Raw genomic sequence first — 26072 nt, 5'->3', positions numbered from 1 at the left:
GTTTACCTCAGACAGATATACGGGCTTTCACGCGCCCGCGCAGATCGGTTTCAAAGTGATGCATGAAAATCTCCATCGCCTCAGCAAAGGCGTTATCCTCGATGTAGTTCAGCATCGGCTCATAAATATCAACTTCCGCCTCGCGGGTACGACGGGTATCCGGATCGCGAATAACCACCGTCCGCCGGTTTTCACGGCGGGAGCGCGCCACCTCCCCGTTTTCAAACGTGCGCGGGGAAAGCAGGCTGCCCTTTGGGGTGAATCCGGCGTTTTCTGCCTGACGTCGCGCCTTTATATACCGCCCGGTGGATTTATCCCGCCGGGTATGGTGAGGCCTGACCCGCCCGTTAATCCGGCCTTTCAGGTCTTTTACCTTGATGGCATTGAGACCAAACCAGAGACGAAAATTATCCAGTTGTGATTGAGAAGCGCGATCAAGACGAAAGGAAAGCAGACGCCGGCGCACCAGATCCAGGCTGCGTGGCGCCAGCCCGTCTTTCAGGTCTGCCATCGCTTTTTTACGCAAGGTGGCGGCGGTACGTTTCAGGGCGCGAGAGTACGCAGCCCGAAACTGTTTATGGGTGGCACCGATGTGCTCCGCTATCCGCCAGATGGCATCCACATCGATATCGACAGGCAAATCCCGTCGCAGTCTGGACTCACGCGCCATGTCAGCTCCACTTATTGATATCCGGCTGCACCTTACCCGGTGCGCCATACGCCAGCGTGACGCGGGTACGGCCTTCTTCATCAGTCCCGACGTGCGTCACACGATAAGCCGCGCCGTTGATCTCCACGCCGTGGTGCTTCTCAAGCCCCGCGATATCGGCGGTCATCGCGCTGAATGCCGGAGAGCGATCCTGAATTTGCCCCCCGCCGGGCACGTCAACCGGGGCATCAGGCGTCTCGAAAATCACGGTAACAGGACGCAACTCAGCGTCGATAGACAGGACGGCAGGCACCTCTTCGGCAAATGCCCGGGAGATCCGGGCATCTGCGTTTAACAGACGTTGACGAAAGCGGTTCATCAGAACCCCAGGCGCACGCGGGTTTCGGTTTCGCCGGGGTTGTTGGTGATCCACGCCGTGCCCGCCACCACCAGCGCGTCGTCGGCAGGCTTCACCGCCGTCAGCAGCCCGGCATCGTTAAGGTACAGTTTTGTGCCGCGCTGCCAGGTTTCGTCCGCCACTTTAGGCAGCACAAAGACCCCCGTGGTATGCAGAACGCCTTCCCCGCCATCCGGGATATCCCCGTGTGCCACGCCCATAAACTGCCCGACCGCCACCGGATCGCCGGATTTCACGTCCTTACCCGTGCTGTTACTCCAGTCCATCGTGGTGCCGTCCTGATAATAATTTGTCGCCATTGTTATTCTCCGCAAAGAAAAGGGGCGGTCAGCACCACCCCGGGTATAAAAAAACCGTCAGATGACGGTCGTTATTTTTTGGTGACTTTCACCATGCCACGGTGGTCAAGCGCGGCCACCCCGGCATCGATGCGCACCTTGAAGGCGGCACCGTCAACGGTGAAGCCCTGCTGCTGCTCCAGATACGGGGTGTCGATGCCGTCGAGATAGGCCACCTCAATGGTGTCGCGCCCCTTCGCAGCCGCCAGGTAGTAATCGGTCGGGCTGCTGTCATCCAGTCGCGCCTCAGAAAGTACCGTGGCGAAGTTCTGGATCGGGTTGGAAATGCCGCTGTTGGCATCCGCACCCGGCACGCTGGCCGATTTGATCAACTGATTCGCGCGTGACTCAATCGCCACCGGCGTCAGCATAAAGGCCGGGCGAATGTTCAGGCGGCGATCGCCGGATTTCTGCAGCAGCATCGCCTGGCGTGCGGAATCCAGCCCTTCGATACTCAGGTCGGCAGAGACCAGGTTGCCGTGATCGGCATGGAACAACGGCTTGCCGTCCGACATTTTCGGGTTGCTGGTCAGCACCGCCCATACCAGATCGCCGATGGTGGCACGCGCCGCGCCGCCCATCGCCATCGGAATACGGGTCAGCATGTCCAGGTCATCGTTGATGATGGTCTGACGGTCAAGGCTGAACAGTTCGCCATAAGTGGCCAGGGCAATCGGTTCGCCGCGATCTTTCAGCGTGACATACTTATATTCCGCCCCGGCGCGTACCTTGCGCAGGGTCGGGAAGGCTTCTAGGCCAACGCGGTGCGCGGTTTTGAAATCGGTCAGCGTGCCCTTGCGGGTCCACTGGTCAAAGGTTTCACTGGCTTCATCCCAGCCCATCAGCGCAGCTTTATGCGCCACATCCATCAGGATATTGCCGAAATCGCTGCTGCTGTGGGTGAACGCCAGTCCGACCATCGCCAGCGGCGCCGCGTGACCGGAAATGCCAATTCCACGATCCACCAGGGAGGCACGCGCCAGCTCTCGCAGGGTGTAACCATTGTAGGCGTTATCTTTCTCAGCCTGCGCATAACCCGCACGGGTCATGATAGCCGCGCGGATGGAGTCACCGACCAGATTACCGTTGCCGGCGTGGAGGTGAATGGCCCCCGGACCGGCGCTTGGGGTGGTCCCCGCCGCCAGCGCCTGCAGCAGTTTGTCGCGGGCCTTTTCGGCGTTGCAGGTGAAGTCAGCAAGGCATTCCGCCTTCAGCGTCGCGAAGGCCGGGAACGCCTCAAACACGGCTGAGACAGAATTCACGCGCTCCGCGTTTGCCGTCTGCATCTGCTGCTGCAGCTGCTGGGCCAGCGCGGTGATATCGATGTTTGTCATCTGCGGCGCGGGCTGTTGTGGTGCTGGCGGGTTAAGGTTTGCCTGTACCGGCGCAGGTTGCTGTGGCTGATTCACCGGGGCTTCGGCGCGCGGCGCAAAAAGGGATTTAATCTGTTCTGGCATGTTCTGGTAATCCTTCAGTTTATTTTCATTCACACAGGCCGCGGCCTGCAGTTCAGGTTCAAGCATATCGGCGAAACCTTTTTCCACCGCCTCGGCACCGTTAAGCCAGGTCTCCGCTTTCAGCATCGCTTCCAGCTCCTCCTGCCCCAGTCCGGTTTTGTTCATGTAGGCACTGAGCATCAGGGCTTCGTTACGATCAAGCCAGGCGGCGTAATCGCGCATGTCGTCAGAATCCCCGGCGATACCGCCCCACGGTTTGTGGACCATAATCCAGGCGTTTTCCGGCATGTGCACCGTGGCGCCGGGCAGGCAAACAATCATCGAGGCCATGCTGGCCGCCACGCCGTCCACCCAGATATCCACCTTCGCTTTCAGCCGCGACAGGGTGTTGTAGATGGCAAACCCCTGCATCACATCGCCGCCGGGGCTGTGGATATGCAAATCCACCGCGCTGGCCTCAAACACCCCCGCCTCTTTACAGTCGGCGACGAACTGCTGGGCAGTGATACCCCAGCCGCCGATCACGTCATAAAGGAAGATTTCGACCCGTCCGGCAGCCAGCGCGCGGATTTCGTACCAGCACTGGCCGTTTGCCGCATCGACACCCGCCAGGCTGGCGCGGGGGTTAATCATCATCGTCCGGCTCACGCCGTTTATCGTCTGGTTTTGCCGTTGCATCTGGCATCGCTCCTTTGTCATTGGCGGCGTCGGAATCAAACACCAGCCCGTGTTTACGGTTAAATTCAGTTTCACGCAGTCGCTGGCGCTTAACCTCCTGAGGATTTTTCCCCCTGGCCCGCGCCCATTCCGCTTCAGTACCGGCACCGCCACGCACAATGGCTTTCCAGGCGTTCGCCTCCTTGCCCGGATCAATCCACGGCATCACCGGCCCGAGATAAAGCGCGTTATAGAGAGAATTCGGATCCACATCCGGCGGGACTTCAACGCCGCTCAGCAACGCCATCGCCAGCCATGCACGGTAAACAGGCCGGCTGTGCTGGCCGACAAACCACTGTTGCAGAACGTTGTACCCTTCGAAGCTCTCCACCAGCTCCTGACGCTGGGAGCTGTAGGTACCGTTGTAGTCCCGGGCAATGCTGGAATAGCTGCCGCGCGTACCGGCGGCCACAGCCCGCATCTGCCCGTTTCGGAATTCGTAGAGATGAACATTCGGGCGGTTTGACTCCACCATGCCCAGGTCTTCGCCGGGCCGGAGTTCGTCGTAAATCATGCCCGGCGCGATATCGTAGTGACGCTGACCACCGGGCGCTGAAAACTCACTTTCATCGCCAAGGGACTGCGCATCGCCACGCTTGATATAGAACCCAAGCGCAGCGGCAATACGGGCGGCCACGCGCTCGCTCTCTTCATAATCCTTAATGTCTGACAGACGGGTAATGACCCCGTGGATCAGGCTGATACCCCGCAACTGGTGCAGTCGCTTGCGTTGCGCCAGGTGAAGCATGTTGTCAGCTGAGACGGTTTTGAGTTCGGCGCTGAACCGCGTCATGTTCGCCGGGTGGTATTTGTAAACCCGGTACCCGACAGGGCGGCCCCAGTCGTTCACGATGATGCCCTGGCGAACCTGCTGGCCGGCGGTGCTGTTCAGGTTGAACGGCACAAAATCCGCCTCCAGCATTTCCAGCGAGAACGGTACGGAGGTGGCATGCTGCAGGCCCGGCACATTCCCCCTGACCAGCTGCGTGAACACTTCCCCGTCACGCAGCGCAGAACGCAACAGCAGGCGCTCGGCTTCCGGGCGGGTAAACATGCCGGTCACTTCCGGACGCACGGACCATTCCGCCCAGAGTGCCGAAAGCTGCCCGGCGAAATCGGAATGGAGATTGCCCTCCAGATCGAGAGGCTGGGGCTCAACATGGATGCCGTGGGCGCCAATTACCCGGTCTTCCATTTTGTCGAACAGGCCGATCACGAGGTCATGGTTTTCATCGAGCCAGCGGGCCTGTTCCCGCAGGGACTGGCCTGCTGCAAATACCGAGGTGTCCGCAGACTGGCTTTGCTTTTTGGCCTTGTGCAGCCGTGACGGGTTGGCCGCTTCATACGCATTAAGCCGGAGTCTGTCCCGTGCGCGCGCCGCTGCCCACCCGGGGGAAATAGCCCCCAGTGTTCTTTCAAGAATGCCCATAGAACGCCTTACAGAAAGTTAGCGAGTTTGTACGAACCACCACGGCTGTTGACCGCCCGCCAGCGACGCTCCCAGTATTCAAGCTCGTCGCGCAGCGCTTTCGGATCGTGGTTGGTAATGGCGCGACCATTTACGCCGGTAAAGGAGATACTCTTGCCGTCCAGCGAATCCTGGTAGGCCTGACGCACCATCAGCAGCGTTCTCCAGATGTCGTCTTTCGTCACAGCCAGCCCCCCTTACCGGAAGATCCCAGCCAGCTGCCGGACAGTCCGGCGCCCTTTTCAGGTTCAGCCTGGACAGTCGACTGAACAGGTTTTGTTTTTTTCACGGTTATCTCCCGGGGGCGTTCCCCTTCATGAATATTTGGGTTGAGATCCTGCGGCTCAGCCCAGGCAGGGGGGTTTTCCCAGTCACGAATTTTTTCGTAGCCGCGCAGAACCGCAACGGCATGGGCATAGCAGAACAGGTCAAAGGCTTCGTTGGCGCCCTTGCCAGGCTTCCGCCATTTACCGTCCACACCGCGCTCTTCGTAGGTAAGTTCCTCGTAGAACCATTCACCCAGCCAGTCAGGAAAATGGATATAGCCCGCACCGGGGGTCTCACGGTCCAGATTGTTGCTGAGCTGATCCTTGAGCAGGTCGGTCTGCAGCAGATACACCGGCACCTCGCCACGCGCATCGGCGCGACGGTCGCTGCGTTCGGTATTATTCGGGTGAGTTTTGGTGATGATTTTCTGCCGCTTTGTGCTGTCACCCTTGACCAGGTAAACACGTTTACCCAGGCCGTCACGGCGGCACTGGCGCCAGAATTTATAGGCGTTGTCGGTCACGCCCTCTTCACCGCCGCTGTCGACGGCCATGGCCAGCACCGGCATACGCCGCGTAGGGTCAGACTGAAGCGCATACGTTTTTTCCAGCACATCGGAGACCAGCAGCTGCCAGTCCTCCGGATACGCGCCGGGATGGATCGGCTCCGCCTCACCATGCTCATTGCAGCGCAGCGACTGGCGGATGTTGTAGCGGTCCACCAGCCAGCGTTCACCGTTTTCGCCATAACCGATAATCTGCACGACGAAACGTCGCTTTTTGCCGCCCTGGACGTCCACGGCCGCCAGCAGGAAACGCACTTTTGGCGGGACCAGTCGTTTACCGTAATCCTCCGCGCGAAGCATCAGCGCATCGGCGCGTCGCTGTTCGCTGGCAGAGCGCGGCAGGTACGGCAGCCCCCAGTCGGTGTTGATAACCGCCTTAAGGGTTTCTTCGCTGCCGGTCGCTTCATACTCCTGCTCAGCGGTCAGCAGTTTGTACACCAACTGTGCCCATGTCTGGTACGCGGCTGCCGGGCCTTCCATCCAGAAAGATGCAATGCGAGAACGCCGTGGCTCACCGGAAATATTGCCGTCACGGTCAATACTCTGACCTTCACGCAACCAGACGCCCACCCCGTTAAGCTCGCGCTTTTTATCTGCGGTGATAACGCTGCTGCAGTGCGGGCAAAGCAGATGGGCCGATTCGCTGGCTTTTACCGGATCAGGCTCATCGCGGTAGCCGGTCATCGCCTCCATCGCTGGCTGAAAATATTCACCACAGTGCGGGCACGGCCAGTACCACCGACGACGATCGCCACGGTTGTACAGAGAAAGCGCGCCTGTCGTTGGTGGTGCTTCATGGGGAGACTTGCGGCGCCATTTGCTGTCGCGAATGTCCCGACCTGGCGAACACTCCACCAGAGTCATACCAGCAGACATAAACGTCGTGGTACGTTTGGAAGCCAGGGTAAAACCGTCACCCTCGCCGTCGATGTCCTCAGGGAAGCGATCATAATCCGTGAGCGCCACACATTTGAAATCTGACGAGGACATGATGTTGATGGAAGGCCAGCCGATCTTGAGATAGTTCCCCGCCAGAAAAGTACGATCATGCACGTTGTTGTCGTTTCGCAACGGGCTCAGGCGTTTTGCCACCTCAGGACTGACACGGAAGGTTCGCGCCAGTCGCTTTTTTGAATGTTCGCGGGCTTTCTCTTCGGTCATCTGAACGACGAGCATATCGGACGGGTCGCAGACAATGTTGTATACAACCCAGCCATCCACCAGGCCGATCGTTTTCCCCGTTCGTGCCGGCCCCACAAACACCACCGCATCGTATTCACGCATCGCGAGACAGTTCATCGGCTCAATCACATAAGGGGCGACGGCAGGGTCCCACGGTACCGAGTTACCGGCCCCCATGGGTACGCGCATAAATTTCTGAACCGCCTCAGCCACAGGCATACGGCGCGGGGCTTTGAGAATGGCGGAAGCGTTACGCCTGACTTCCGCTGCCGTGGCCTGTCGCATGACTTACTCCTCTTCTGGCGTATCCTCCTGTTCCGGTGAGTCGGCCTGCTCAACTTTGAGGGCTATCTGATCGCGCAGATCGTCAATAACCTGCTGCACCCTGACAACCGCTGCAGGGGTCATGGCGCAATCGCGCTCAAGAATATCGGGTAACGTTTCCAGCACCTGGACCATTGCTTTCGCCATGGAGGAAAACTCCCTGGTGACTTCTGATGCCGGGATCAGCTCCCCTGTTTCCTGCTGAAACTTAAGCCGTTCACGCTCCGACTGAAACCAGGCTTTACGATCCGGGGGAAGCATTTTGTCGACGTCCACCAGCTCGGACGGTGTGGTGCTTGTCAGCAGCTCACGCAAAATATCGGTGATGGCATAAAGCTTCAGTTTCGGGTTGCTGCCGGGTGCGGGTTGCACATTTGCCAGCTTGCCTGCGACCGTCTGACGGTGCAGATCGGTAATGGCGGCCAGCTGAGTGATATTCAGCCGGAAATTTTTCAGTTCGTTATCCATGATGGTGAACAAAAAATAGTCATTTCGACATCCTGCAAATGCTCAGGACTGAAATATCAATAGGTTAAACGGATGATGATGAAACCCATAAAATGCAAAAAACTAGCCGTTTTCCGCGTGTCCTCGCCCCCTCGGTATTAAGAATCGCCAGGAGTACCTTTTAAATTTCGTACTTTATAGTCGATATTTCACTGCCTTCGAGATTTGTTCTGGCCCACGCCATAAGCGGCGCCTAGCTTTTTATCCAAGGATTCATCTGGGCTGCTAGTTCAATGGCAAAACGGTTTGATGTTGTTATAACACTTGATGAACCAAACGATTTATTTGGTAGAGCCAAATAATAGCTCTTTTATTTAAAAACAAATGGTTGAGAAAGAAGAAGGTGGCAGAGGTATTTCGCCTGAATATTGTTATCCCTACCTCTAACGTATTCCTTATGGGTATCAGGCAAAGAACGGCAACAACTTACTACTCGAGGATATCTCTCCAGCATGTGCTCACATACAAGAAATGAATTCATTACGGCATTTAATTTAATTCTTAAATCTCTTAATTCAGGTCTTTTTTCAATGCGGATTTGCGGGGATGCAAGGTTTACAGGTAGCTGAGATAATGCATTTGAATATTCAGCTACTGCCATTTTAAGAGACATTTTAGCTTTCAAAGCTTCCTGTTGACGCCAAATACGCATTGCCCACCACGCTACGCCGACAGTTGCTGCTGTAAATATCGCAGATACCGCCGACCATATAGTTGACCATGACCAAGTGCAGATTTCTTGAAACATTTGAACCTCCTTCAAATTAGGAGGTTATTTTATACCATACGTGCTTAACAAATACCTGCCGTTGCAAGACTAAATGAATTTGCTACGTTTAAAATCCAGAGGAGATACTGTGTCAGAGCTTCACGGACGAGTTTCTATCTTGGATGACAGTTTACCTGCCACACTTTGTTATGCGCCAAGATGTCGCGCTTCGTCTGCCTGTCCAGTACATCCCAGTCGTGCGCTGTACCGTAGATGGGTTTAACCCAGTCGCAAGCCGTGTCCACTACCTCAACCCTTACGGGTCCAGTTGTCCCGCAACTCGTGATCAACATCGTCGCCAGGCATATGGTTAACAGTCTGCTGTACATTGCTGCCCTCTTTTGTTGCCTCTACCCGGCGTTCGGCTGCTGTGACCATTGCAGCTGTGTTATCTTCGTTGCGCTGCTGGTCAGCTTTTGCTTCCGCTTTGCTGGTGCCGCGAATATGGCCCATGCCAAAAGCTCCAGCTATAGCTGAAATCACCAACGCGACCAGCCCGATTATTGTCTCGATACCCACATTCACCTCACACCAGAACTGATTTCGCCAGATTAAACAGCGCGCGGCGTTTATCCAGCCCGTTGCGGCCGCCATTGATTAGCAGTGTCACGCGCTCCACGTCCCCGGAATGAAGCAGGCAACCGCGAGACGAATAGAACCATGCAGCTGAGCGCGCGGCGTATTCATCCTGTTCAAGCAGCTCCGGGTGGGTAACAAGGTCCAGTTTCAACGCCTGGCCACAACTGCGGTAGTTGCTCAGGCCGGTAACCTGTTTCAGACCACGACCACGATATTTCCAGCCATCACCGGCAACCTGATTGCCCAGGTGATCTTTTCCCCACTCACCACCGTATACCAGATTGGCGATCGCTTTCTGGTTTGCCGGTTGCGTTGCCGTTCTGCCAAGTGCAGCGGCCTGCTGTGAAGTGATGCGGTGGCTGCCGAACGTAGGGACCAGGTTTTCAGCCGCATAATTAAGATTTTCTACCAGCCGGGTAAATCTGGTGCTTTCATGCCCCATCTGGGCAATAAACATGGCCTGATCTAGCGGTGCGGTGATGCCGTATTCCCTCATAGCAGCGTCGATATGCGGAAACCAGCGCGCAGCTAACCCGGCGCTTATACCTGCCGCCTTTTGAAATTGTGTTTGATTCACGTTGTGCTCTCTCCAGTAATACGAGCGATATTGCCGCCCGCACGCCAGACAGCAACGCAGACAACAACATTGATGAGGATTTCACCGTAATCGACCTGAACGTAGTCACCATGCCAGATTCGAAAGGCTGTATAGGCTGGTGCCAGAATGAGGGCGTAAGCGAGGAGCTCCATTAGCCGCCGACGCCGCATACCCCGTTTCCTGAAGAACATCAGACGTATCGGGATCATGATGCAGGCCACTGCGTTAAGGTGAAGCAGCAGCCATGGTAAGTTCTGCATTAGCCACGTCATTCTTCCCCCTTCAGACCGGGTAAGTTTCCGGTCCGTGAACGCTTGAGCACCCTGAGCAGGACAGTCACTGAAACAGTGGATGCCGCCAGTGCGCCAATCGCAGGTGAAACTTTTATGCTGACAGGCGGGCTAAGCTGATTTAGTCCGGCGTTGATAAGGGCGGCGATAATTTCTGAAGCAGTACCGGCACAGTAAACACCACCGATGAAAGAAATCAGCGCAAAAATAATCTGCTTCCAGATTTTATGGTCCTCAGAACTGAGGATGTACAGCGCCGCCCCAGCGAGTGAGCAAACCATTACCGCAGGTGTGGCTTCAGGAAACAGCGTGGCGAAAGTAATTCCGGTAGTACCGGCGGCCACGCCTGCCGTTACCGTTGCAGATATTGGTTCTGCGGACATTTAGCCCCCTCTTCTTGCTGTGGATCCTCTCAGAAAAATTGAGGGGAAAGAAAAAAGGCCACCGGATGGCAGCCTTCTGAAAGATATTTGGATTGGTAAATCAGGTGAGATCGACGATATGACAGGGGTACTGGTGCTATACACCTTCGCGAATACCCCTGTCGTATCGCCGGAAAGCGAAAGCCCCGACTCGCGGGGCTTTCGTTATAATCAAATTGTCGCTTAGATTCGCTGCCATCGCGGCGCAGCTCTGCCAAGCATGGAAGAATTATCTAATTTCTTGACGCGTTTTCAACGTTTAATAACACAAATAGCATTTTTTGCTAAAAAGTGTTCTCAGGAAACTTTCTCAAGACCTCTTCGCACCGAAAGAAATACCTTTGCCCGGAATATCTCAAGACACCAACGCACACGTTCTCTGGCCTCTCTATCTGTCAACCATGGAGCTAAGCGCTGGAGTTCTCTGGAGATATCTGAGATTTTTTTGCGGGTGGTGTAATACTGGCACCCGACCACGTAAACCGGATCTGTCAACTCGAATGCCTGAAGAACCGCTTCCTCGACAAATTCTACGTCGTCATTGCTCATAGCCTCATCGATCACGCTGACTTGTGGTTCGGGCCAAAGAATTGAACGCGCACGCCTCATGGCCTGTTCTCCACGAAAGCCCTCTTCCCTCGCCTGATTCAGCGCAGTAGTGAAGCGCTCGATCGCTTTGTCAGACCAATTTTTCCCACGGATTACATTCCAGCATGAATGTCCGGTTGGTCTTCGGGGTGCAACATCACCTCTAACACCTTCACCCCAAACGCAAAGGAGTGATTTGATCCAGCCAGCCTGGATACCAGTAAGTAATACGGATTTCCCCAGATAGCGCTTATGCGTGGCATTCGCCACTGCGTTAAGAGCGTTAAAATGCTTGCGTCGTTGCTGCGGTGTCATTCTCAACTCCATACACTTACTTATTTATTATTACGCCGATTGCCAGCGCCCAATCCAGAAAACGGAACAGCAGCTCCAGCTGCGTGCCGTGCTTCTTCTCGAACGCCGCTACATCGGCATGAAGCTCGTCGTGACACTCTCTGCACAGAGGGAACACGAAGAGGTCGTGGGCCTTGGTGGCGGTGCCACCCATTCCATTCCCGATTATGTGGTGGGGATCGTCGGCAGGCCTTCTGCATCCAGAGCAAGGCTGAGCTTTAACCCATCGGGTGTAATCCTCGCAGGTCCAGCGCCGACGCTTTGGCCGGAGCATAAAAGATTCCGGTGACTCTGGATCCGCCCCCAGCGCTAATACCTTAGGCTGTTGTCCCTGAGCCTCCTGCTGGTTTGCTCCCGGCCTGCATCTTTTCAATGCCTCTGCTGCTTTTATCTTTCCTTGCAGGGCAATGGTTGGCCTGTTGTCTGCTGCGATAATGCTGCTTTCTTTGTAGACGGTAGGGAATGGTTCATACGGTAGCCTCAGCGCCCTGGCGGCCAGACCTTCCGGAATGGCATCTGCCACACCGGCATACACGGCCCACCAGCACAGTTCTGCGACAGAAAGCTCACGATCTTTACCAGCCCGGAGTGACATCAATATCGAATCCACAACCCACTCAATGACATTCTTACGTGCCAGCGCCGATAGTCGCTCTGTAGACTGGTCCCGCAATTCATTATCACAATGCCAGCATAGAAGCATTGCTCCGGGCTCAAACTGCATTGTGACCAGTTCAGCATGGTGATAATCGGAGTGTGGCCACTGGCAATGCTGATACCTGCGGCGTAACCATGCCTCCAGAGCAGGCATGCCACCAGCAGCTTTGATAACTCGCTCATCAGTGAAAAAAGACTCGAGGGATTTATCTTCTGCAAGTGGTTGCCGGGCATCAGGCACCCTGCCCGAAGGCAGGTGTGACATTGATTTTGGTTCTGGCTCGATCAGAATGCGCCCCTGGTGAAAGAGGCTCATCAGTTCGCTGCCTGGCTTCAATAAGACAACACCCAGACTGCGAGCGATGTCGGGCTTAAGTAATGCTCTCACGCCACCTCCCGCTGCTCTGAGCACATTTCAGGAAGATTTGCCCGCACCAGCGCCTCAGCAAAAGGCGGAGGTACTGCATTACCGCAACGGGCAACCTGCTTATCTTTTGCATAGCGTTTGCCGCGATAATCCTGATCGATGATGTAGCCTGCCGGGAATCCCTGAGCCCGATAAAGCTCATGTGGCTGTAACATTCTCATGCCGATATCGACGATCTGGTAGTCGGCACCATCAACCGTTACCAGCCCAAAACGATCATTGGTAGTGACAGTCCCCAGTGGTTCATCCAGTGATACGCCGCTTTTTTCATTGCCGTAGTACTTCATCAGAAAGGCGCGAACCTCTCCGATATGTTGGCCGCCGGCGGTAACAGTAGGCATGGGCTGTTCCACTTTCCGACCGTCTTTGCAGGTACCACGCAGGTGAACCAGATGCGAGGTCACAACAGCATGGTGATCAGTGGTCGTTACGGTATGCGCTGGTACATCCATAGCGGCACCTAGCCCCGCATAATTACCGCCGAAGTGCTTCGCCAGAAAGGTTGTCACCAGCTGCGACTTTCCACCGCCGCCAGCGGTTACCGTTCCATTGGGTTCATCAGCGCCGTGACCGGTACTGTTACCAAACTGGCGGGCTATCATCGGTGCCACCAGGCAGGCGCGAGATTCTTTCAACACGGTGTGGGCTGGCTTATTTATCGCACGAGGTTTCGCCTGATATTCGCTACCACCATTACCGGCAATAAACGGGGTAACGACAGCGTATCCGTGGGTCTTGGTAATAGTCTGCAGCGGACTATCAATATCCTGCCCACGAAAGCAGTCATATGCCGTGCGACTGCTGGTGTGATTGCACTTCACAATAAACGGAGTCGGATTGTTCAGCACAAACCGCTCAATACCACGCGCGATGCGTTTGAGCGTATTTTCCGCCAGTGGCTTTTTGCGGTCGAAGATGGACAGAGTCGGGATACTCCAGTCAATGCACTCCGCAGCGGTACGCCATGGCGCCAGCTTGCCGCTCTGTACCTCCAATGATTTCGGATCACCATGGGTCGCTTCAGGCCACTGAATCTGGCGGCCGTCACAGCGCATGACCATGAAGAAACGCTTTCTTATCGTCGGCGCGCCGAAGTCACACGCACGCAGCTCGCGATAATCAACCTCATAACCAAGACCGGCGATCAGCTGTTGCGCCTGCTGGCCGTGTGGCTCAATGGCAAGGAATTCACATACTTCAGCCAATGCAGGATGATTCGCCGCGATCCCCGTAGACAGCATGCCGACAAATGCCTCGAACGTTTCACCTGCACGCTCTGGATCCGGGCGTAATTCTTCATCCAGCAGAGGTCCCCATGTCTTAAATTCTTCGACGTTCTCCAGCATCATGACACGGGGACGTACTGCCAGCGCCCAACGCAGGACAATCCACGCCAGCCCGCGAATCTCTTTCTTAACTGGCTTAGCGCCCTTCGCTTTGGAAAAGTGGCGGCAGTCAGGGCTAAACCAGGCCAGACCGACAGGTTTACCGCTGGTGGCGGCGCTTGGGTCAACGTCAAACACCGACTCGCAATAATGCAGCGTGTCAGGGTGATTCGTTTTATGCATCGCAATAGCGTTTTCGTCATGATTAATGGCGATATCCACACTACGCCCGATCGCCAGCTCTATACCGGTACTCGCACCACCACCACCAGCAAAGTTATCAACGATGATCTCACGCATTGACAGCCCCCTGCATACTGCTGACCAGACCACCAGCGACAGTGATTATTTCGCTGGTGGGCATACGCTCAAGCCAGAGCTGATTGATGTTCGCTTTAAGCTTGTTCTGCTGGTTTAACTCCAGAGAATCTGCGCCTTCAACCTGATTAAATACCAGGCCAACTTCAAGCGGCCAGATGCGCGACTCAACCTCAGGCGTTTCAATTGGAGCAGGCATCACCTTTTCCGGCAATGTCGGCAGGACCATTTTTGCCGCGGCGAATTGAGCCAATGACAATGCAGCCCGCCCTTTTTCTTCCAGTTCGGTGCGATTGATATAGCTGAAGCTTTCACCGCGCCACGTTTTATCGAAGACTGCAATAGCCCCGGCAAAAAATGCGCTGGTGGGTTGCTGCTTCTCGTCAGCGGGAACAAACCAAACAGGAAGATCGAACCCAATACGACCACGAATAAACATGATGTGATCGGCATCTTCCGGCCACCATGTTTCACTTGTGGCTGACTTCACCAAGTAGATGTAACGACCACCTTTATCACGCATCGCCATTGTGTGATTCATGATGTGGGTCATGCCAGTGATGGCCTGCTTTTCATGGTACTGAGAACGGCTGTATGGCGGGTTAGCAAACGCGGCACCACCGAGTTCTGCCAGACGCTCAGACCAATCCTGCGTCAGCGCGTTATCTTCGGCGGTATACCAGGCAGGGCATTTTGCATTGCTGTCGTCTGCGAACAGATCCAGAACCAACGGGCCAAATATCGAATTTATGCCCCAAAACAGTAGATCTGGTGTACGCCACTGATCCCCAACCTCTTTCAATTCGTGCGCTGGTTTTGCGCGGAGTTCAGCCAATGCACGGCAATATTTGTTATCAGTATTCATGCTCATTGTTTCGCTCCCCTGAAGCCAGTTGGAATGGCTTTGTCCGGCCCACCAAATTTCATCGGATCATGTTTCTTTTCACCCCAACTTTCACGCGGAGGGCGGCCTTTCTTGTCCCAGCGGATCCCGCTTTGCAGGTAGCCTTCAAACTTTTTAGGGCCAAACAGCGTTTCAGGTCGCATGTACTGGTAGTGCTCATCGTTGCCGTTCCAGTGCTCATGCTTCAGGTCAACAACCAGCTTCAGATCACTGACGGTATACCCCTCCCGCAGCCGGGCTCGGATATTCTCCAGAGAGGTCTTTGATTTCTGATACCGAGAGCCACTAACCTGGTTTAAGTGGGTTAGCACCAGAATGGCGTTATCGGTGATCACAACCTCAGGGTCGGGTTGCGGTGCAACCGGACAAGAAGGTTTTTTATCTGATGGATCAGTAGTTGATTTTACTGACGGATCCCCGCCAGATTCTGACGGGTCAAACCCGCCCTGATTACCGGATTTCGACGCCTCAAATTTTGAGGGGTCAGAATCTGATGCGTCAGAATTTGAGGCGTCAGATTCTGACAGGTGAGAAAGAGCAGCAGCCTGAAGTTTCACGACATTCAGTTGATAGACGTTCGAGGCATTGCGGTTGCCCTGGCGACGCTGTTTGCGTGTTAGCCAACCTTCTTTCTCAAGCTTCGCTATAGCAGTCCTGACAGTACTTTCCCCAGCTCCAATCTGGCGGGCAATTGTCGCTATAGACGGCCAGCAAACCCCCTCATCGCTGCTGAAATCAGCCAGGCGCGCCATAATGACCACGCTGGACAGCTTCATTCCTGCTGCTGCACAACCATCCCAGACGTAGGAGGATAATTTCACACTCACTTGTCGATCCTCCTGAATCGGGCACGGAAAATAAGTAACGGTGCCGCGCACTCCCACTCGTAACCAGGACGCTTATATACAACCTTCTGACTGTCTCGCTCGTATCTGATAACGTTGGCGACGATGCCGTGGTGATCGCGGTAATGTCGATCGAGAATTTGATGATTGCAGCTCATATCACCCTCCCATCAGCTCTGAGGCGTAGCGCTGGGCAATCCACTCAACACCACGAGGTGTGACACGTGTCTGGGTGTAGGCATGGCCGAAGTCAGAAGTGCCCGTTTTGACAGTGAATAGTCCTTCGCGCTGGCGAAGTGCATGTGGCAGGAGATTGCCGGACTGACGGAACAGCACCTTGTCTCGCAGGAGAGCGTCGATCATTGCCTTTTCAGGCATGTTCAGGATTTTCGCTGTTTCGCGCAGGCTTTTGGCACCACCGGCTTCAACATAGTGTTCGACGAAAGCTACCTTCGGCGCGTCCTGCTGTACCTTATGCGCCAGCTGCGCATTTTGTTCAGCCATATCAGCAGCCAGGCGGAGAGCTTCAGGCAGGGTCTGAGGAACTGACGGTGCCCCACCCTCAAGCTCACGCAGGCGACGGATGATCTTCATACGCAAAGGAGCGCTATAACCTGCAACGAGGCATTCGGTATGCTCGCGGTCTAAGCGATACTCGCGGTAAGTTTGTCCATTTTGGGGGTGTACGAAGTTTTGCGCATACCCTCTTACATCCTCTCCCAGTTGTTCAAACATTCGTTCAATGTCGCGAATCACATCTGAGTGACGCTTTTCTGTCAGCCTGGCGATCTCACGGCTTCCCATGGTCATAGGGCTGGAGCTAAAAACTGGTAGTGACGCCGGCGCGCCTGTTTGGTTCATTTGCCGTACCATGCCGCAGCCCTCCGGTTGAATACCCCCACAATGAGAGCCGCGCGACTGTGGTTACATGCAACCCAGCGCCCTGCTACCATTCGCTCATACCTGAACAACGGCGCGTCCGGGAGCGGAAACGACCGAAGTTGCGGTAAACGAGGAATTGCTGTTAAATTGCTCATGCGGATTTCTCCATACACATAGATTTATCTGCCACGACGCCCGGAGCTGCACACTCGCGGGCGTCACTCATTTCTGGCTGGCAAAAAACGCGATACAGCAGCGTGATGTGCTCCTGCCACTTCGCCATAACCTGATAGCTATTCTCGTCAATTGCCTGGCGCTCGCGCTCATCAATTACCCCATCGGCAATAAAGCCCCGGATCATCTGCGAATGTCGACCTATCCACTCCATCGTCTCCAGCAGACGATCATTGATGTCGGCATTGTCGACGCCCTCAAGCGCTACCAGCGGTACAAAGACACCACCAGAATGCCGCGCCACAGCATCAGCGACGTAGTGAGTTCCACCAGCCTGTTGCAGCACCATCGCCCAGCCGAGTGGGAAAATCTGATCGCCTTCAGCACGCAGGCGGTTGAATAAGGCGTTTTCAGTAGTCCCGAGCCAATCAGTAGCTTCGGCGTAACCACCCTGCAGATCGGTTATGGACTTCTTGATTGCGGCCACCAGCCAAGCTGGCTGGCGTTCTACTTTCCAATGCGGTTCATTCATAGGCTTTTTCCTCTGTTGGTGCCGAACCGTCCTCTGGTGATATTCCTGGTTTCCTGACATAAAAACCGATCGAAGCCGCAATCCTTTCAGCAGCTCCCCTTGCCTCTTGAATTTCTTCATTGGTAAGAGTTTCTAAAACCTCAAGCTTGGACTTACATGGCTGGACGGGTTGACGTTTAACTTCCCCTGCAGATTCTTTACCCACGGCCTTCACCTCTCTTCTGTGGTATCTTTCAAGCCGCTGTATCGTTAGACTTTTGGTATAAAGACACGTCGACCTTTAGTTTTCCGCGAGTAATGTTTTCGAGTTGATAAGCTCGCCCCTCCGGAATAATTTCCGGCCACTCTGAAACCGACGGGTGCTTAATTCCAAGGGCTTCGGCGGTTTTGCATACACCGCCGAAAAAATTAATCACATCGGACTTCCGCATTGTTAACTCCTGTTAGTTGACACCCACACAATGTAGGATATCCAACATTACAATGTCAAGAATCTTACCTCGCCAAGTGGTAGGATTACCTACATGATGAATATGAGCGATCGAATCCGCCAAAGGCGAAAGGAACTGAATCTGACGCAGCAAGCACTAGCTGATATAGCTGGTGTGAATCGTGTCACGGTTACAGGATGGGAAAAGGACGACTACCAACCTAATGGTGCCAACCTTCAAGCCCTTGCCAACGCGTTAAAATGCGATCCTCTATGGCTTGTAAGTGGGAAGGGTTCTCCTGAACCTAAGGTTAATCTAAAGCCAGAAATATTCTCGGTTAGAAAGGTACCATTGATATCATGGGTTCAAGCTGGGTCCTGGACGATGACAGACCCTGGTGTCAAGGAAGATGACGCCGAGCAGTGGGTTTATACAACGGCGCTTGTATCCGACATGGCATTTGCATTGAGAGTGCGCGGCGACTCGATGACAAATCCATTAGGTGCTCCCTCAATACCAGAAGGGTCTATAGTCATCGTTGAACCTGACATTATGGATATTGAATATCTCAACGGTAAAATCGTGGTTGCCCATATAAATGGCGGTCAAGAAGCCACCCTCAAAAAGTTTGTTGAAGATTGGCCAAACAGGTATCTGGTCCCGCTTAATCCAAATTTTAAAACCATAGAGTGCGGAGAAAACTGCCGCATCGTGGGCCTGGTCAAACAAGTAGTAATGGATTTCTAATCTAACATTTCCCTTCCAAACTAGCCGGGCTCTTGCCCGGTTTTTTTATATCCCAACACTTTAATGTTGGATTTCCTACATTTAATCTTGACACCCACAGGTTGGATATCCTACATTAAATCCGTCAACAGCAAACTGGCAGGACGCCCACGAAGTAGCCGCCCGGGGCATATGAAGACCGGGATGATTCGCCAGTGTGAAGTGGAGAAAGCCAATGGATGAGAAGTTAGAAGCGCTTTTAGAAAAAATTGCTCGTCTGGAGCTGGCAGCCAAACGAGGGTTGCAGTTCAACGAAGAGATTAAGCCTCATTTAACACAAGGCCACATTGTCTCAGTCGAATACTGCAACACAACGTTAAAGCACTGCGCTCTGTTCCGGGAATGGATCAACGAGTGCTTCGGATCATCAGAATAGATGCCTGCTCGGACATTCCGTGTCCCTGTACGTAGACTTTTTGGTGCTCTGCTTGGGTCAAGTTATAAAGGGTTTCATCGCCTTCAGAATGAATATTTCCTTCGATGATGTCACCTTTTACAACTTCATACCCGCCGGAAAGCTCAGCAACCGTGAATTCTCCGAACTGGTCACGGATAACGATGTAACCAATGCGGTGCTCATTATGTACGACGACTCCGCGCATGAAATTTTCCTTCTGGCTGTGTGAGAGCGACCAGAGTACCACCGAGCCTGAAGTGGTGAAAAGACAGGCGCACAACATGAAAGCGCACTCCATCAACTATCGGTTGTGGATGACAGGTAAGCAAACAGGCGGAGTGCGCTTCCAGTTGTGGTAATGCGGCTCTGCGCACGTGACGAGGCCGACAAGTTTTTATTTCAACATTTGAAATGAATACGTTTCTTGAGGTGTAGCGTCGCCGGTTCTGGCCGGTCCGGCAGGTGGAGGCACCACCGCCACAATATGTGAATTGCTGTGTGTAGTCTTGGCGGTACCAGTACCAACCTTAGAAGTCCCTGGTACCGCCCTTTTTACACAACAGACAAGGGCATCGCCGGGCGACGGGCTCATTCCCCAATCCACCCGGGCGCTATGGAAATGGACCTCCTACCCATAGCCGAAGCGCAGGTGCCCTTTTCTGTTGTGTATGGAGAAGTTCCACTGGCGGTGGCAGCCGCCTCACAGAGGGTAAAACCATGAGTAATGACCGCATGACCGTAGTGCCCGATTTCCTGGGCGAACTGGATGCCGGCGTGTTCATGAACAAGATCTCGGCAGCTTTAAACACTACCGCGCTTGGCGTTCTGAACAACGGTACCAAAGGCAAAGTAGTTCTCACCTTTGATATTGAGCGTATGGGTAATTCCGTCGAAGAGAAGCGCGTCAAGATCAAGCACAAGCTGAACTACGTCACCCCAACCCCGCGCGGTAAAGCCTCCGAAGAAGACACCACCGAAACACCAATGTGGGTTAACAAAGGCGGCAAGCTGACCATCCTCCAGGAAGATCAGGGACAGTTGTTCGGCATCAACGGCGGCGTTGACGGAAAGCTTAAAGCGGCTCAGTGAACCGCCTCAACCAATTCACTGCAACCACTTCGATCATTAGCAAATAAGGAATTTTATGTCTCAGCAATTAGACAGCAGCGCCATCAAACAGGTTAAAGACCTGGTTCTCTCCGGCTATCATCTGAATGATATCCATGGTCTGGCTTGCCCGACTGCATTGCTTCCGGACGGGACAAACGTCGAAAGCCTTGAGCGCTTCTCTTTGGAGCGCTTCCGCTTCCGTGGCGCCATGGGCACAACCAGCATTGAAGACTTTGTCCGTTACTCAAAGGGATACGCCAGCTCAACCGAGAAAGCTCGCTGCTTTATTGATGCTGACAAGATGACCGCCCGTTCCATCTTCAATATCGGCACGCTGGATAATCCTGGTCATGCTGACAACATTGCTTCAATCAGCCTGAAACAAACAGCTCCATTCCGCGCACTGCTACAGATCAACGGTCAACGACTGAAACAGAAGCAGATCGCTGAATGGCTGGAAGACTGGAGCGATTACCTTTTGGCATTCGATGCGGAAGGCGGGACCATGCAAATTTCCCAGGCTGCTCAGGCGGTCCGCCGTATCACTATCCAGCAGGCAACGCAGCAGGATCACGAAGACGGTGATTTCAGCGGTAAAAAATCCCTCATGCAGAGCGTTGAAGCCAATAGCAAAGACGTTATGCCAGTGGCGTTTGAATTTAAATGCGTACCGTATGAAGGTCTTGGCGAACGCCGTTTCAGCCTGCGTAACAGCTTACTGACAAATGATGAACCATGTTTTGTTCTGCGCATTGTCCAGCTTGAAGCGCAGGAAGAAGCTATTGCCAATGAGTTCCGTGATCTGCTGATCGAGAAATTCGACGGCGACACAGTTGAAACCTTCATCGGTAACTTTAAAGCGTAATTGCTCAGCCTTAATAACCCCGGCTACGGGGTTATTAGTGAAGCGTAATTCCTTTAAATATCGCCATCCGGCGAGGGATTCGTACAACTAAAAATCGCCGCAGGTGCAGCTGCAAAAAAATGGAGAAGATTCGATTATGAGTTATATACAAACGCTTTCCGGCAAAAAGTTTAATTTCATTAACCCAACTGCCGCCGACGTTGATATTGAAGATATCGCAAACGCTCTGTCCAACATTTGTCGCTTTGCTGGCCATCTTCCAGAGTTCTACAGCGTTGCCCAGCATTCTGTCTTAGCGAGCCAAATTGTACCGCCAGAGTTTGCATTTGAAGCCCTGATGCATGATGCGGCTGAAGCGTATTGCCAGGATGTACCGGCACCGCTTAAAGCCCTGCTTCCTGATTATCGCCGTATTGAAGCCCGCGTTGATGGTCTGATTCGTACTGTCTTTGGATTACCGGCAGAAATGTCGTCTGTTGTGAAGTATGCAGACCTCACAATGTTAGCGACCGAACGCCGCGATCTGGAGATTGACGACGGCACCGAATGGCCGTGCCTCAAAGGAATCCCCACCAGCGATATTATCCAGGTCATTCCTCTTCGCCCAGGCCAGGCTTACGGGCTTTTCATGACTCGGTTCAACGAGTTGATGGAGGTCCGTAAATGCAACGCATGAAAATTAAAGAACTGGTTGCAGCGGCATACGCCAGCTTATCCGAACTGCCACCTGAAAAAGCCCAGCTTATTTGTGAGCTGGCAACGCGTCTAGACGTGACATTTGCAGCTTTAACTGAGTCGCTGGATCAGCGTATGAGCCTCGACGCAGAAATTAACCAACTTCGCAAAGGCGGTGCAGCAGGAGGTGAAAGATGAATAAGGTCGAATTGCTTAAGAAGATATCGGCACTCGCTACTGAATGCCACACGCTAGCCTGTGAGCTTGATATTGGCGACGAGCGAACCGAAATGTTCGCCATCTACGGTGTGCTACACAATCTCGGTCGAACCGGCTACGCCAGACAGGTAAGTAAAAGGATAAATCCCCTTTTGGCCTCATCTGACCACGTTGAGGATGATGATTGATGACTAAGACAATCATCGTAACCGCAGAAATAGATGTTCCGGATCAGGCAACAGATAAAGATATTTCAGATTGGGTAGACGTTGAGTACGGCCAGTGTGGTAGCCAGAAATTAGATAACCCGTGTCGTGGCGATGTGACGGAAGTAATAAACCATTCCTGGAAATTTGAGAGCTAAATATGAACCATTTAATGATCGATTTAGAAACAATGGGTAAGAAGCCCACAGCCCCCATTGTCGCGATCGGCGCGGTATTCTTTGATCCGCAAAGCGGATATATGGGCGCAGAGTTCTATGCTGCTGTGGATCTCACCAGCGCTATGGAGCAAGGGGCTGCTCCTGATGGTGACACCATTCTGTGGTGGCTAAAGCAATCGTCAGAGGCTCGCGCCGCGATTTGTACCGACGATACCAGGCACATCACTAAAGCTCTCTCCGAACTGAGCGCGTTCGTCAGCCGCAACTCTGACAACCCACGTCATCTGAAAGTCTGGGGCAATGGTGCCAATTTCGACAACGTGATTTTACGTTCTGCGTATGAGCGCGCCGGCCACATCTGCCCATGGCAATTCTGGAACGATAGCGATGTGCGCACCATGGTACTGCTTGGCAAAGAACTTGGTTTCGACCCAAAGCGCAATATGTCATTTGATGGTGTAGCCCACAACGCACTAGCCGATGCCCGCCACCAGGCGAAATATGTGTCAGCAATTTGGCAGCGCCTGCTGCCCACCTGACAGAAGAATAAACCTAAACGCCCGGGTGCAGCCGGGCTATGGAGAATCCATGAATACTCTTTTTTTTCTTATGGCTGAGTTCAACACCCCAAATATTGAACTTTCAGTGGTATGCCAGAAGTATTTCGGCATGAGTCCGGCAACAGCAGAGGCAAAAGCTAATGCCTGCCTGTTGCCTATCCCAACCTATCGTGTGGGAACCTCTCAGAAAGCAAAGCGCTGTATTAATATTCAGGATCTTGCAGAGTATATCGACAAGAGAAGGGAAGAGGGACGAGTTGAGTGGGAGAGAGTTAGAACAGCTAAACCGAAAAATAGTTAAAGGGCAAAAGATAACAAACCCGTTGAAAGCGGGTTTATTCATATTCCTGAAGAGCAGAAAGGATCGCTTTTTTGTGACGCGTAACCATGGTTTTAGAAACATTAACTGCATTTCGAACCTGTTGCATGCAAGGGTCCGTAATTCGCCCCTTCAAAATCCCACCATAATCTGTGGCTATTTGCTCTTTTATAACCTCCAGATCGAACGCTGCATGCGCTTCAATGCAATTCACAAAAGAATCCCAGTCAAGGAAATCATGGTCTTTTTGGTTAACAGCTACCTGACACGCCATCATTGACGCATTTCTCTGGATGAATGGGTTAACTTCAGAGTTTATCAAGAGAACTAGAAGAGGCTCACAGCAAACTACTACCATAAACTTCACTTTGGGAGGAGTAGTAAACTCGCAGTGAAGATACAAAACATCGCCAGGTGATATGCCTCTATCTCGACTAAAACTAGCCATAAATTCAGGAGGAAAGCTATCACCCAGCATAAGTATCAATATCCGTTATGAAGATAATCCAAAATCATTTCGCTATTTTGAAGCTGACCGATGATGGATTCAAGTGGCATCTCACCATTTCTATCAGCAGCTTCCCATGCAGCATCATGGCTCATGTTTTTGATTTCTTCGAAAGACATTTCACCGAGCATCTCGATTGACTTATCGATACACTCTAAATCGGACTCACTCAGAAAATCTTCATCTGGTTTACGACGAGGAACCACATTCATACCAGCGATACAGAATGCCTTACGCACTGAGTCAGTATCACATCCATTTGGAATGTAGCGACCGTCACCTCTGGCTATCTTAATGATGTCGTATGTATTGCTGGCAACCGGGCCATCTTTCATGGCGTTATACTGATCGCCAGTGATAAGACGACCAAACGCCTCCAGATGAAACCGGTCGGCATAATACAAAATCTTACCAACATGGTAGATGTCAGGAATTGGTGCTTTAGAGGCGACGTACAGAATGGCCTCTAAAGCCTTTTCTGAATCGAATCTAATATTTAGCATCAAGTTATCCTTCATCAAATGTGACTTTAAAACCTAACAACCGCAGTTGTTTTAAGTGATTTTAATACCTGTGGGCATATCCGGTCAATTTAATACCTGAGCAAATGATGCTCAATGAATAGATATGAATAGAAAAGTTAAGACAACAGGTTCCCAATAGAACCCCATGACACACCAAATCCACCGATTTAACTGAACTATCCGTCCTATCGAGCATTGGCGCAATGGAGAAACGGTGTGCAGGGAAAGCGGTCTGGAATTCTGACGACATGGCGAAGTTTTAAGCATCTGGTGGAAAAGGGGCGCTACTATAGCACAAAGAAAAGCCGGAGGCGCAGCGCCTCCGGTGTACTTTAGAACGTCATGCTCAACTGTGCCCCTGCACCCCAGGTCTCGTCTTCGCCATAAAGCCCCATCAGGTCAACGTGGACGGAGTTGAACGGCGCGAAACCGACACCGCCGGTAAAGACGTTGCTGTCGTTCCCTTTCATATCCGCACGATAACCGGCGCGTACTGCCAGCCAGCTCAGTGGCGTGACTTCGGCACCGACGCCAACGTACTGGGAGGTGTCTTCGCTTTTAAAGCCCTTGGTTTCGGTCAGATCGCCATCTGCGGTCAGCGTGACCAGATCGTTGTGCCAGGCGGCCCCGGCAGTGACCAGCGGACGAATCTGATAGGTGTCTTTATAACTCACCACCTCTCCCGTGCGCCCATTGCGAATGCGGATATCTTTGGTATCGATATCGCGCGACATCAGGTTTTGCCCGCTCACGCCGACCGTCCAGTTTTCACCAAAATCAGCAGCAATACCGGCATCGACGTTGAAGCCAGTGTCGTCGGTACGGTAGCGGCTGTCGTTCCACTTATTACTGTCGTAATCGTAGATTGAGGTGGTGTAGTTATAGAGCCAGGTTTTTTGCAGCTTCGGCGTGACGCCAACGGAAACCGGAACGCCGCCAAGATCGAACTGACGGGCCACCGCAATACCGTAGTCGGACACAATCGCCGCCCGACCAGACGCCGTAGAGTTAAGGTTTTTGGTGATCTGATCGGTACCGTTTAGCGCGGCATCCAGCGCCACACCGGCAGCCACCGCATCGCTTCGTTGTATACCGCGCAGATAATCAATGTCCTGCTGATCGATTGAAGAGCTGACCCGGCCATGGGCATAGCCTTTTGCCATAAAGGCCACGGAAAGAACATCGTTAGGGATACTGACGGCAATCCCCGCCCCTGCGGTGGCGTGTGCGGTCTTGCCTTTCAGGTAGTCCAGTTCATCAGCGAGATCTTTAGCTGCGCCCTGGAACTGATTGATCGAACCTAATGGATTGGTGATAACTTCAATGGGGGTCAGACTATCAACCACATCCTTGTAATGATTGATTTTGTCGTTAATGGTATCAATCTCGTCCTGAAGATTGTCTTCATCGGTCACCTGCACGCCAACGGACGGCAAAATGACCGTCACATCATCCTCTGGCTTAGATTTTGCCAGTAACGCGGGGTTGATTAACGCCCCGCTGCCATAGCTCCCTGCCGCGACACCCGTTCCGCCCATTGCGTCGCTACGCGCTTCCGTCCAGGTATTGGCTGCTCCCGCCTGATTTGCCATAAAAAAGGAGACAGCGATGCTAACCATCGAAAATTTAAAATGTTTTTTCACAGTGTGCTCGTAAATAGTTTGTTATTAGTTAACC

The 26072-nt window shown here is 53.2% G+C and carries 38 protein-coding genes; 11 read left to right on the top strand and 27 right to left on the bottom strand.

All coding sequences use genetic code 11. The features are described 5' to 3' along the window. Nucleotides 1-7: 7 nt before the first annotated feature. The 23 genes from AC4OVU_RS01815 to AC4OVU_RS01705 all read right to left on the bottom strand — a co-directional run bounded on the left by AC4OVU_RS01815 (nt 8) and on the right by AC4OVU_RS01705 (nt 18047). Entirely contained in the window at nt 8-670 is a 663-nt protein-coding gene (locus tag AC4OVU_RS01815) for a hypothetical protein (RefSeq protein WP_023299864.1), read from the bottom strand. Between the two features lies 1 nt (nt 671). After that, entirely contained in the window at nt 672-1028 is a 357-nt protein-coding gene (locus AC4OVU_RS01810; protein ID WP_491928606.1) for a head-tail joining protein, read from the bottom strand. Continuing rightward, nucleotides 1028-1366 (bottom strand): DUF2190 family protein, encoded by a 339-nt coding sequence (locus AC4OVU_RS01805; protein WP_148576945.1) that lies wholly within the window; start codon nt 1364-1366, stop codon nt 1028-1030. The genes AC4OVU_RS01810 and AC4OVU_RS01805 overlap by 1 nt, the downstream gene beginning before the upstream one ends. A 71-nt stretch (nt 1367-1437) precedes the next feature. Further along, nucleotides 1438-3540 carry a ClpP-like prohead protease/major capsid protein fusion protein gene (locus tag AC4OVU_RS01800; RefSeq protein WP_491928605.1) on the bottom strand — a complete coding sequence of 701 codons (2103 nt, stop codon included), beginning with the start codon at nt 3538-3540 and terminating at the stop codon, nt 1438-1440. Beyond that, nucleotides 3488-5008, bottom strand: coding sequence for a phage portal protein (locus tag AC4OVU_RS01795; protein WP_133550955.1), 1521 nt, complete (start codon nt 5006-5008; stop codon nt 3488-3490). The genes AC4OVU_RS01800 and AC4OVU_RS01795 overlap by 53 nt, the downstream gene beginning before the upstream one ends. A gap of 8 nt (nt 5009-5016) precedes the next feature. Then, nucleotides 5017-5232 (bottom strand): hypothetical protein, encoded by a 216-nt coding sequence (locus AC4OVU_RS01790; protein ID WP_048221188.1) that lies wholly within the window; start codon nt 5230-5232, stop codon nt 5017-5019. Next, entirely contained in the window at nt 5229-7346 is a 2118-nt protein-coding gene (locus AC4OVU_RS01785; protein ID WP_491928604.1) for a phage terminase large subunit family protein, read from the bottom strand. Before AC4OVU_RS01785 ends, AC4OVU_RS01790 begins: the two co-directional genes overlap by 4 nt. 3 nt (nt 7347-7349) lie before the next feature. Continuing rightward, nucleotides 7350-7853: a DUF1441 family protein gene (locus tag AC4OVU_RS01780; RefSeq protein ID WP_048701749.1), complete on the bottom strand. Its 504-nt coding sequence runs from the start codon at nt 7851-7853 to the stop codon at nt 7350-7352. Nucleotides 7854-8202: 349 nt separating this feature from the next. Continuing rightward, entirely contained in the window at nt 8203-8640 is a 438-nt protein-coding gene (locus AC4OVU_RS01775) for a hypothetical protein (RefSeq protein ID WP_072050704.1), read from the bottom strand. A gap of 270 nt (nt 8641-8910) precedes the next feature. Further along, entirely contained in the window at nt 8911-9186 is a 276-nt protein-coding gene (locus tag AC4OVU_RS01770; protein WP_080339014.1) for a hypothetical protein, read from the bottom strand. Nucleotide 9187: 1 nt separating this feature from the next. After that, nucleotides 9188-9817 carry a glycoside hydrolase family 19 protein gene (locus AC4OVU_RS01765; RefSeq protein WP_045339442.1) on the bottom strand — a complete coding sequence of 210 codons (630 nt, stop codon included), beginning with the start codon at nt 9815-9817 and terminating at the stop codon, nt 9188-9190. Then, the gene (locus AC4OVU_RS01760) at nt 9814-10110 is read right to left on the bottom strand and encodes a phage holin family protein (RefSeq protein WP_045339443.1); all 297 of its coding nucleotides are present in this window, start codon (nt 10108-10110) and stop codon (nt 9814-9816) included. The genes AC4OVU_RS01765 and AC4OVU_RS01760 overlap by 4 nt, the downstream gene beginning before the upstream one ends. After that, entirely contained in the window at nt 10107-10511 is a 405-nt protein-coding gene (locus tag AC4OVU_RS01755; protein ID WP_032619483.1) for a putative holin, read from the bottom strand. Before AC4OVU_RS01755 ends, AC4OVU_RS01760 begins: the two co-directional genes overlap by 4 nt. A gap of 336 nt (nt 10512-10847) precedes the next feature. Then, nucleotides 10848-11453 carry a hypothetical protein gene (locus tag AC4OVU_RS01750; protein ID WP_045339444.1) on the bottom strand — a complete coding sequence of 202 codons (606 nt, stop codon included), beginning with the start codon at nt 11451-11453 and terminating at the stop codon, nt 10848-10850. Nucleotides 11454-11469: 16 nt separating this feature from the next. Next, entirely contained in the window at nt 11470-12537 is a 1068-nt protein-coding gene (locus AC4OVU_RS01745) for a DUF968 domain-containing protein (RefSeq protein WP_491928603.1), read from the bottom strand. Beyond that, complete coding sequence (locus AC4OVU_RS01740; RefSeq protein WP_032634284.1) at nt 12534-14261, bottom strand: DNA cytosine methyltransferase; 1728 nt, start codon at nt 14259-14261, stop codon at nt 12534-12536. Before AC4OVU_RS01740 ends, AC4OVU_RS01745 begins: the two co-directional genes overlap by 4 nt. Then, the gene (locus AC4OVU_RS01735) at nt 14254-15144 is read right to left on the bottom strand and encodes a phage N-6-adenine-methyltransferase (RefSeq protein WP_032634317.1); all 891 of its coding nucleotides are present in this window, start codon (nt 15142-15144) and stop codon (nt 14254-14256) included. Before AC4OVU_RS01735 ends, AC4OVU_RS01740 begins: the two co-directional genes overlap by 8 nt. 2 nt (nt 15145-15146) lie before the next feature. Further along, the gene (locus AC4OVU_RS01730; protein WP_032634282.1) at nt 15147-16010 is read right to left on the bottom strand and encodes a conserved phage C-terminal domain-containing protein; all 864 of its coding nucleotides are present in this window, start codon (nt 16008-16010) and stop codon (nt 15147-15149) included. Further along, complete coding sequence (locus AC4OVU_RS01725; protein ID WP_032634280.1) at nt 16007-16186, bottom strand: DUF4222 domain-containing protein; 180 nt, start codon at nt 16184-16186, stop codon at nt 16007-16009. The genes AC4OVU_RS01730 and AC4OVU_RS01725 overlap by 4 nt, the downstream gene beginning before the upstream one ends. 1 nt (nt 16187) lies before the next feature. Next, on the bottom strand, nt 16188-16889 hold the full coding sequence (locus tag AC4OVU_RS01720) for a phage antirepressor KilAC domain-containing protein (protein ID WP_206689408.1): 702 nt from the start codon (nt 16887-16889) through the stop codon (nt 16188-16190). Nucleotides 16890-17061: 172 nt separating this feature from the next. Next, nucleotides 17062-17616: a YmfL family putative regulatory protein gene (locus AC4OVU_RS01715; protein WP_491928602.1), complete on the bottom strand. Its 555-nt coding sequence runs from the start codon at nt 17614-17616 to the stop codon at nt 17062-17064. After that, a complete protein-coding gene (locus AC4OVU_RS01710; protein ID WP_491928601.1) occupies nt 17609-17821 on the bottom strand; it encodes a hypothetical protein in 213 nt (70 codons plus the stop codon). Before AC4OVU_RS01710 ends, AC4OVU_RS01715 begins: the two co-directional genes overlap by 8 nt. A gap of 28 nt (nt 17822-17849) precedes the next feature. After that, entirely contained in the window at nt 17850-18047 is a 198-nt protein-coding gene (locus AC4OVU_RS01705; protein ID WP_491928600.1) for a Cro/CI family transcriptional regulator, read from the bottom strand. Nucleotides 18048-18140: 93 nt separating this feature from the next. Here AC4OVU_RS01705 and AC4OVU_RS01700 point away from each other — a divergent pair, with 93 nt between their 5' ends. Beyond that, nucleotides 18141-18794 (top strand): LexA family protein, encoded by a 654-nt coding sequence (locus tag AC4OVU_RS01700; protein WP_322921323.1) that lies wholly within the window; start codon nt 18141-18143, stop codon nt 18792-18794. 214 nt (nt 18795-19008) lie between these two features. Further along, entirely contained in the window at nt 19009-19209 is a 201-nt protein-coding gene (locus tag AC4OVU_RS01695; RefSeq protein WP_032620621.1) for a hypothetical protein, read from the top strand. On the opposite strand, the gene AC4OVU_RS01690 is transcribed toward AC4OVU_RS01695, so the two are convergent. Continuing rightward, a complete protein-coding gene (locus AC4OVU_RS01690) occupies nt 19181-19435 on the bottom strand; it encodes a hypothetical protein (RefSeq protein ID WP_032665243.1) in 255 nt (84 codons plus the stop codon). The two genes, AC4OVU_RS01695 and AC4OVU_RS01690, sit on opposite strands and share 29 nt — an antisense overlap. Here AC4OVU_RS01690 and AC4OVU_RS01685 point away from each other — a divergent pair. The 9 genes from AC4OVU_RS01685 to AC4OVU_RS01645 all read left to right on the top strand — a co-directional run bounded on the left by AC4OVU_RS01685 (nt 19434) and on the right by AC4OVU_RS01645 (nt 23345). Then, on the top strand, nt 19434-19589 hold the full coding sequence (locus tag AC4OVU_RS01685; protein WP_154232880.1) for a hypothetical protein: 156 nt from the start codon (nt 19434-19436) through the stop codon (nt 19587-19589). The two genes, AC4OVU_RS01690 and AC4OVU_RS01685, sit on opposite strands and share 2 nt — an antisense overlap. Before the next feature lie 358 nt (nt 19590-19947). Then, the gene (locus tag AC4OVU_RS01680; RefSeq protein ID WP_032620624.1) at nt 19948-20319 is read left to right on the top strand and encodes a YfdP family phage-associated protein; all 372 of its coding nucleotides are present in this window, start codon (nt 19948-19950) and stop codon (nt 20317-20319) included. A 55-nt stretch (nt 20320-20374) separates the two neighbouring features. Continuing rightward, the gene (locus AC4OVU_RS01675) at nt 20375-21205 is read left to right on the top strand and encodes a YfdQ family protein (protein ID WP_045339456.1); all 831 of its coding nucleotides are present in this window, start codon (nt 20375-20377) and stop codon (nt 21203-21205) included. Between the two features lie 136 nt (nt 21206-21341). Continuing rightward, on the top strand, nt 21342-21881 hold the full coding sequence (locus AC4OVU_RS01670; protein WP_045339479.1) for a hypothetical protein: 540 nt from the start codon (nt 21342-21344) through the stop codon (nt 21879-21881). After that, the gene (locus AC4OVU_RS01665) at nt 21869-22078 is read left to right on the top strand and encodes a hypothetical protein (protein WP_045339458.1); all 210 of its coding nucleotides are present in this window, start codon (nt 21869-21871) and stop codon (nt 22076-22078) included. Before AC4OVU_RS01670 ends, AC4OVU_RS01665 begins: the two co-directional genes overlap by 13 nt. Next, complete coding sequence (locus AC4OVU_RS01660) at nt 22075-22287, top strand: hypothetical protein (protein WP_045339460.1); 213 nt, start codon at nt 22075-22077, stop codon at nt 22285-22287. Before AC4OVU_RS01665 ends, AC4OVU_RS01660 begins: the two co-directional genes overlap by 4 nt. Further along, nucleotides 22287-22463 carry a hypothetical protein gene (locus tag AC4OVU_RS01655; RefSeq protein WP_164474154.1) on the top strand — a complete coding sequence of 59 codons (177 nt, stop codon included), beginning with the start codon at nt 22287-22289 and terminating at the stop codon, nt 22461-22463. Before AC4OVU_RS01660 ends, AC4OVU_RS01655 begins: the two co-directional genes overlap by 1 nt. A gap of 2 nt (nt 22464-22465) precedes the next feature. Beyond that, on the top strand, nt 22466-23023 hold the full coding sequence (locus AC4OVU_RS01650; protein ID WP_045911479.1) for a 3'-5' exonuclease: 558 nt from the start codon (nt 22466-22468) through the stop codon (nt 23021-23023). Between the two features lie 49 nt (nt 23024-23072). Beyond that, the gene (locus tag AC4OVU_RS01645) at nt 23073-23345 is read left to right on the top strand and encodes a pyocin activator PrtN family protein (protein ID WP_032634264.1); all 273 of its coding nucleotides are present in this window, start codon (nt 23073-23075) and stop codon (nt 23343-23345) included. Between the two features lie 34 nt (nt 23346-23379). On the opposite strand, the gene AC4OVU_RS01640 is transcribed toward AC4OVU_RS01645, so the two are convergent. The 3 genes from AC4OVU_RS01640 to AC4OVU_RS01630 all read right to left on the bottom strand — a co-directional run bounded on the left by AC4OVU_RS01640 (nt 23380) and on the right by AC4OVU_RS01630 (nt 26014). Further along, complete coding sequence (locus AC4OVU_RS01640; RefSeq protein ID WP_032634262.1) at nt 23380-23841, bottom strand: hypothetical protein; 462 nt, start codon at nt 23839-23841, stop codon at nt 23380-23382. A 5-nt stretch (nt 23842-23846) separates the two neighbouring features. Next, entirely contained in the window at nt 23847-24374 is a 528-nt protein-coding gene (locus AC4OVU_RS01635; protein WP_223862365.1) for a Panacea domain-containing protein, read from the bottom strand. A gap of 353 nt (nt 24375-24727) precedes the next feature. Further along, on the bottom strand, nt 24728-26014 hold the full coding sequence (locus AC4OVU_RS01630; RefSeq protein WP_176601513.1) for a conjugal transfer protein TraF: 1287 nt from the start codon (nt 26012-26014) through the stop codon (nt 24728-24730). Between the last annotated feature and the right edge of the window lie 58 nt (nt 26015-26072).

This window comes from Enterobacter sp. 6722112 (assembly GCF_058661685.1).
Note: the sequence above shows the minus strand (reverse complement) of the source record. Positions and strands in the feature narration are given on the sequence as shown.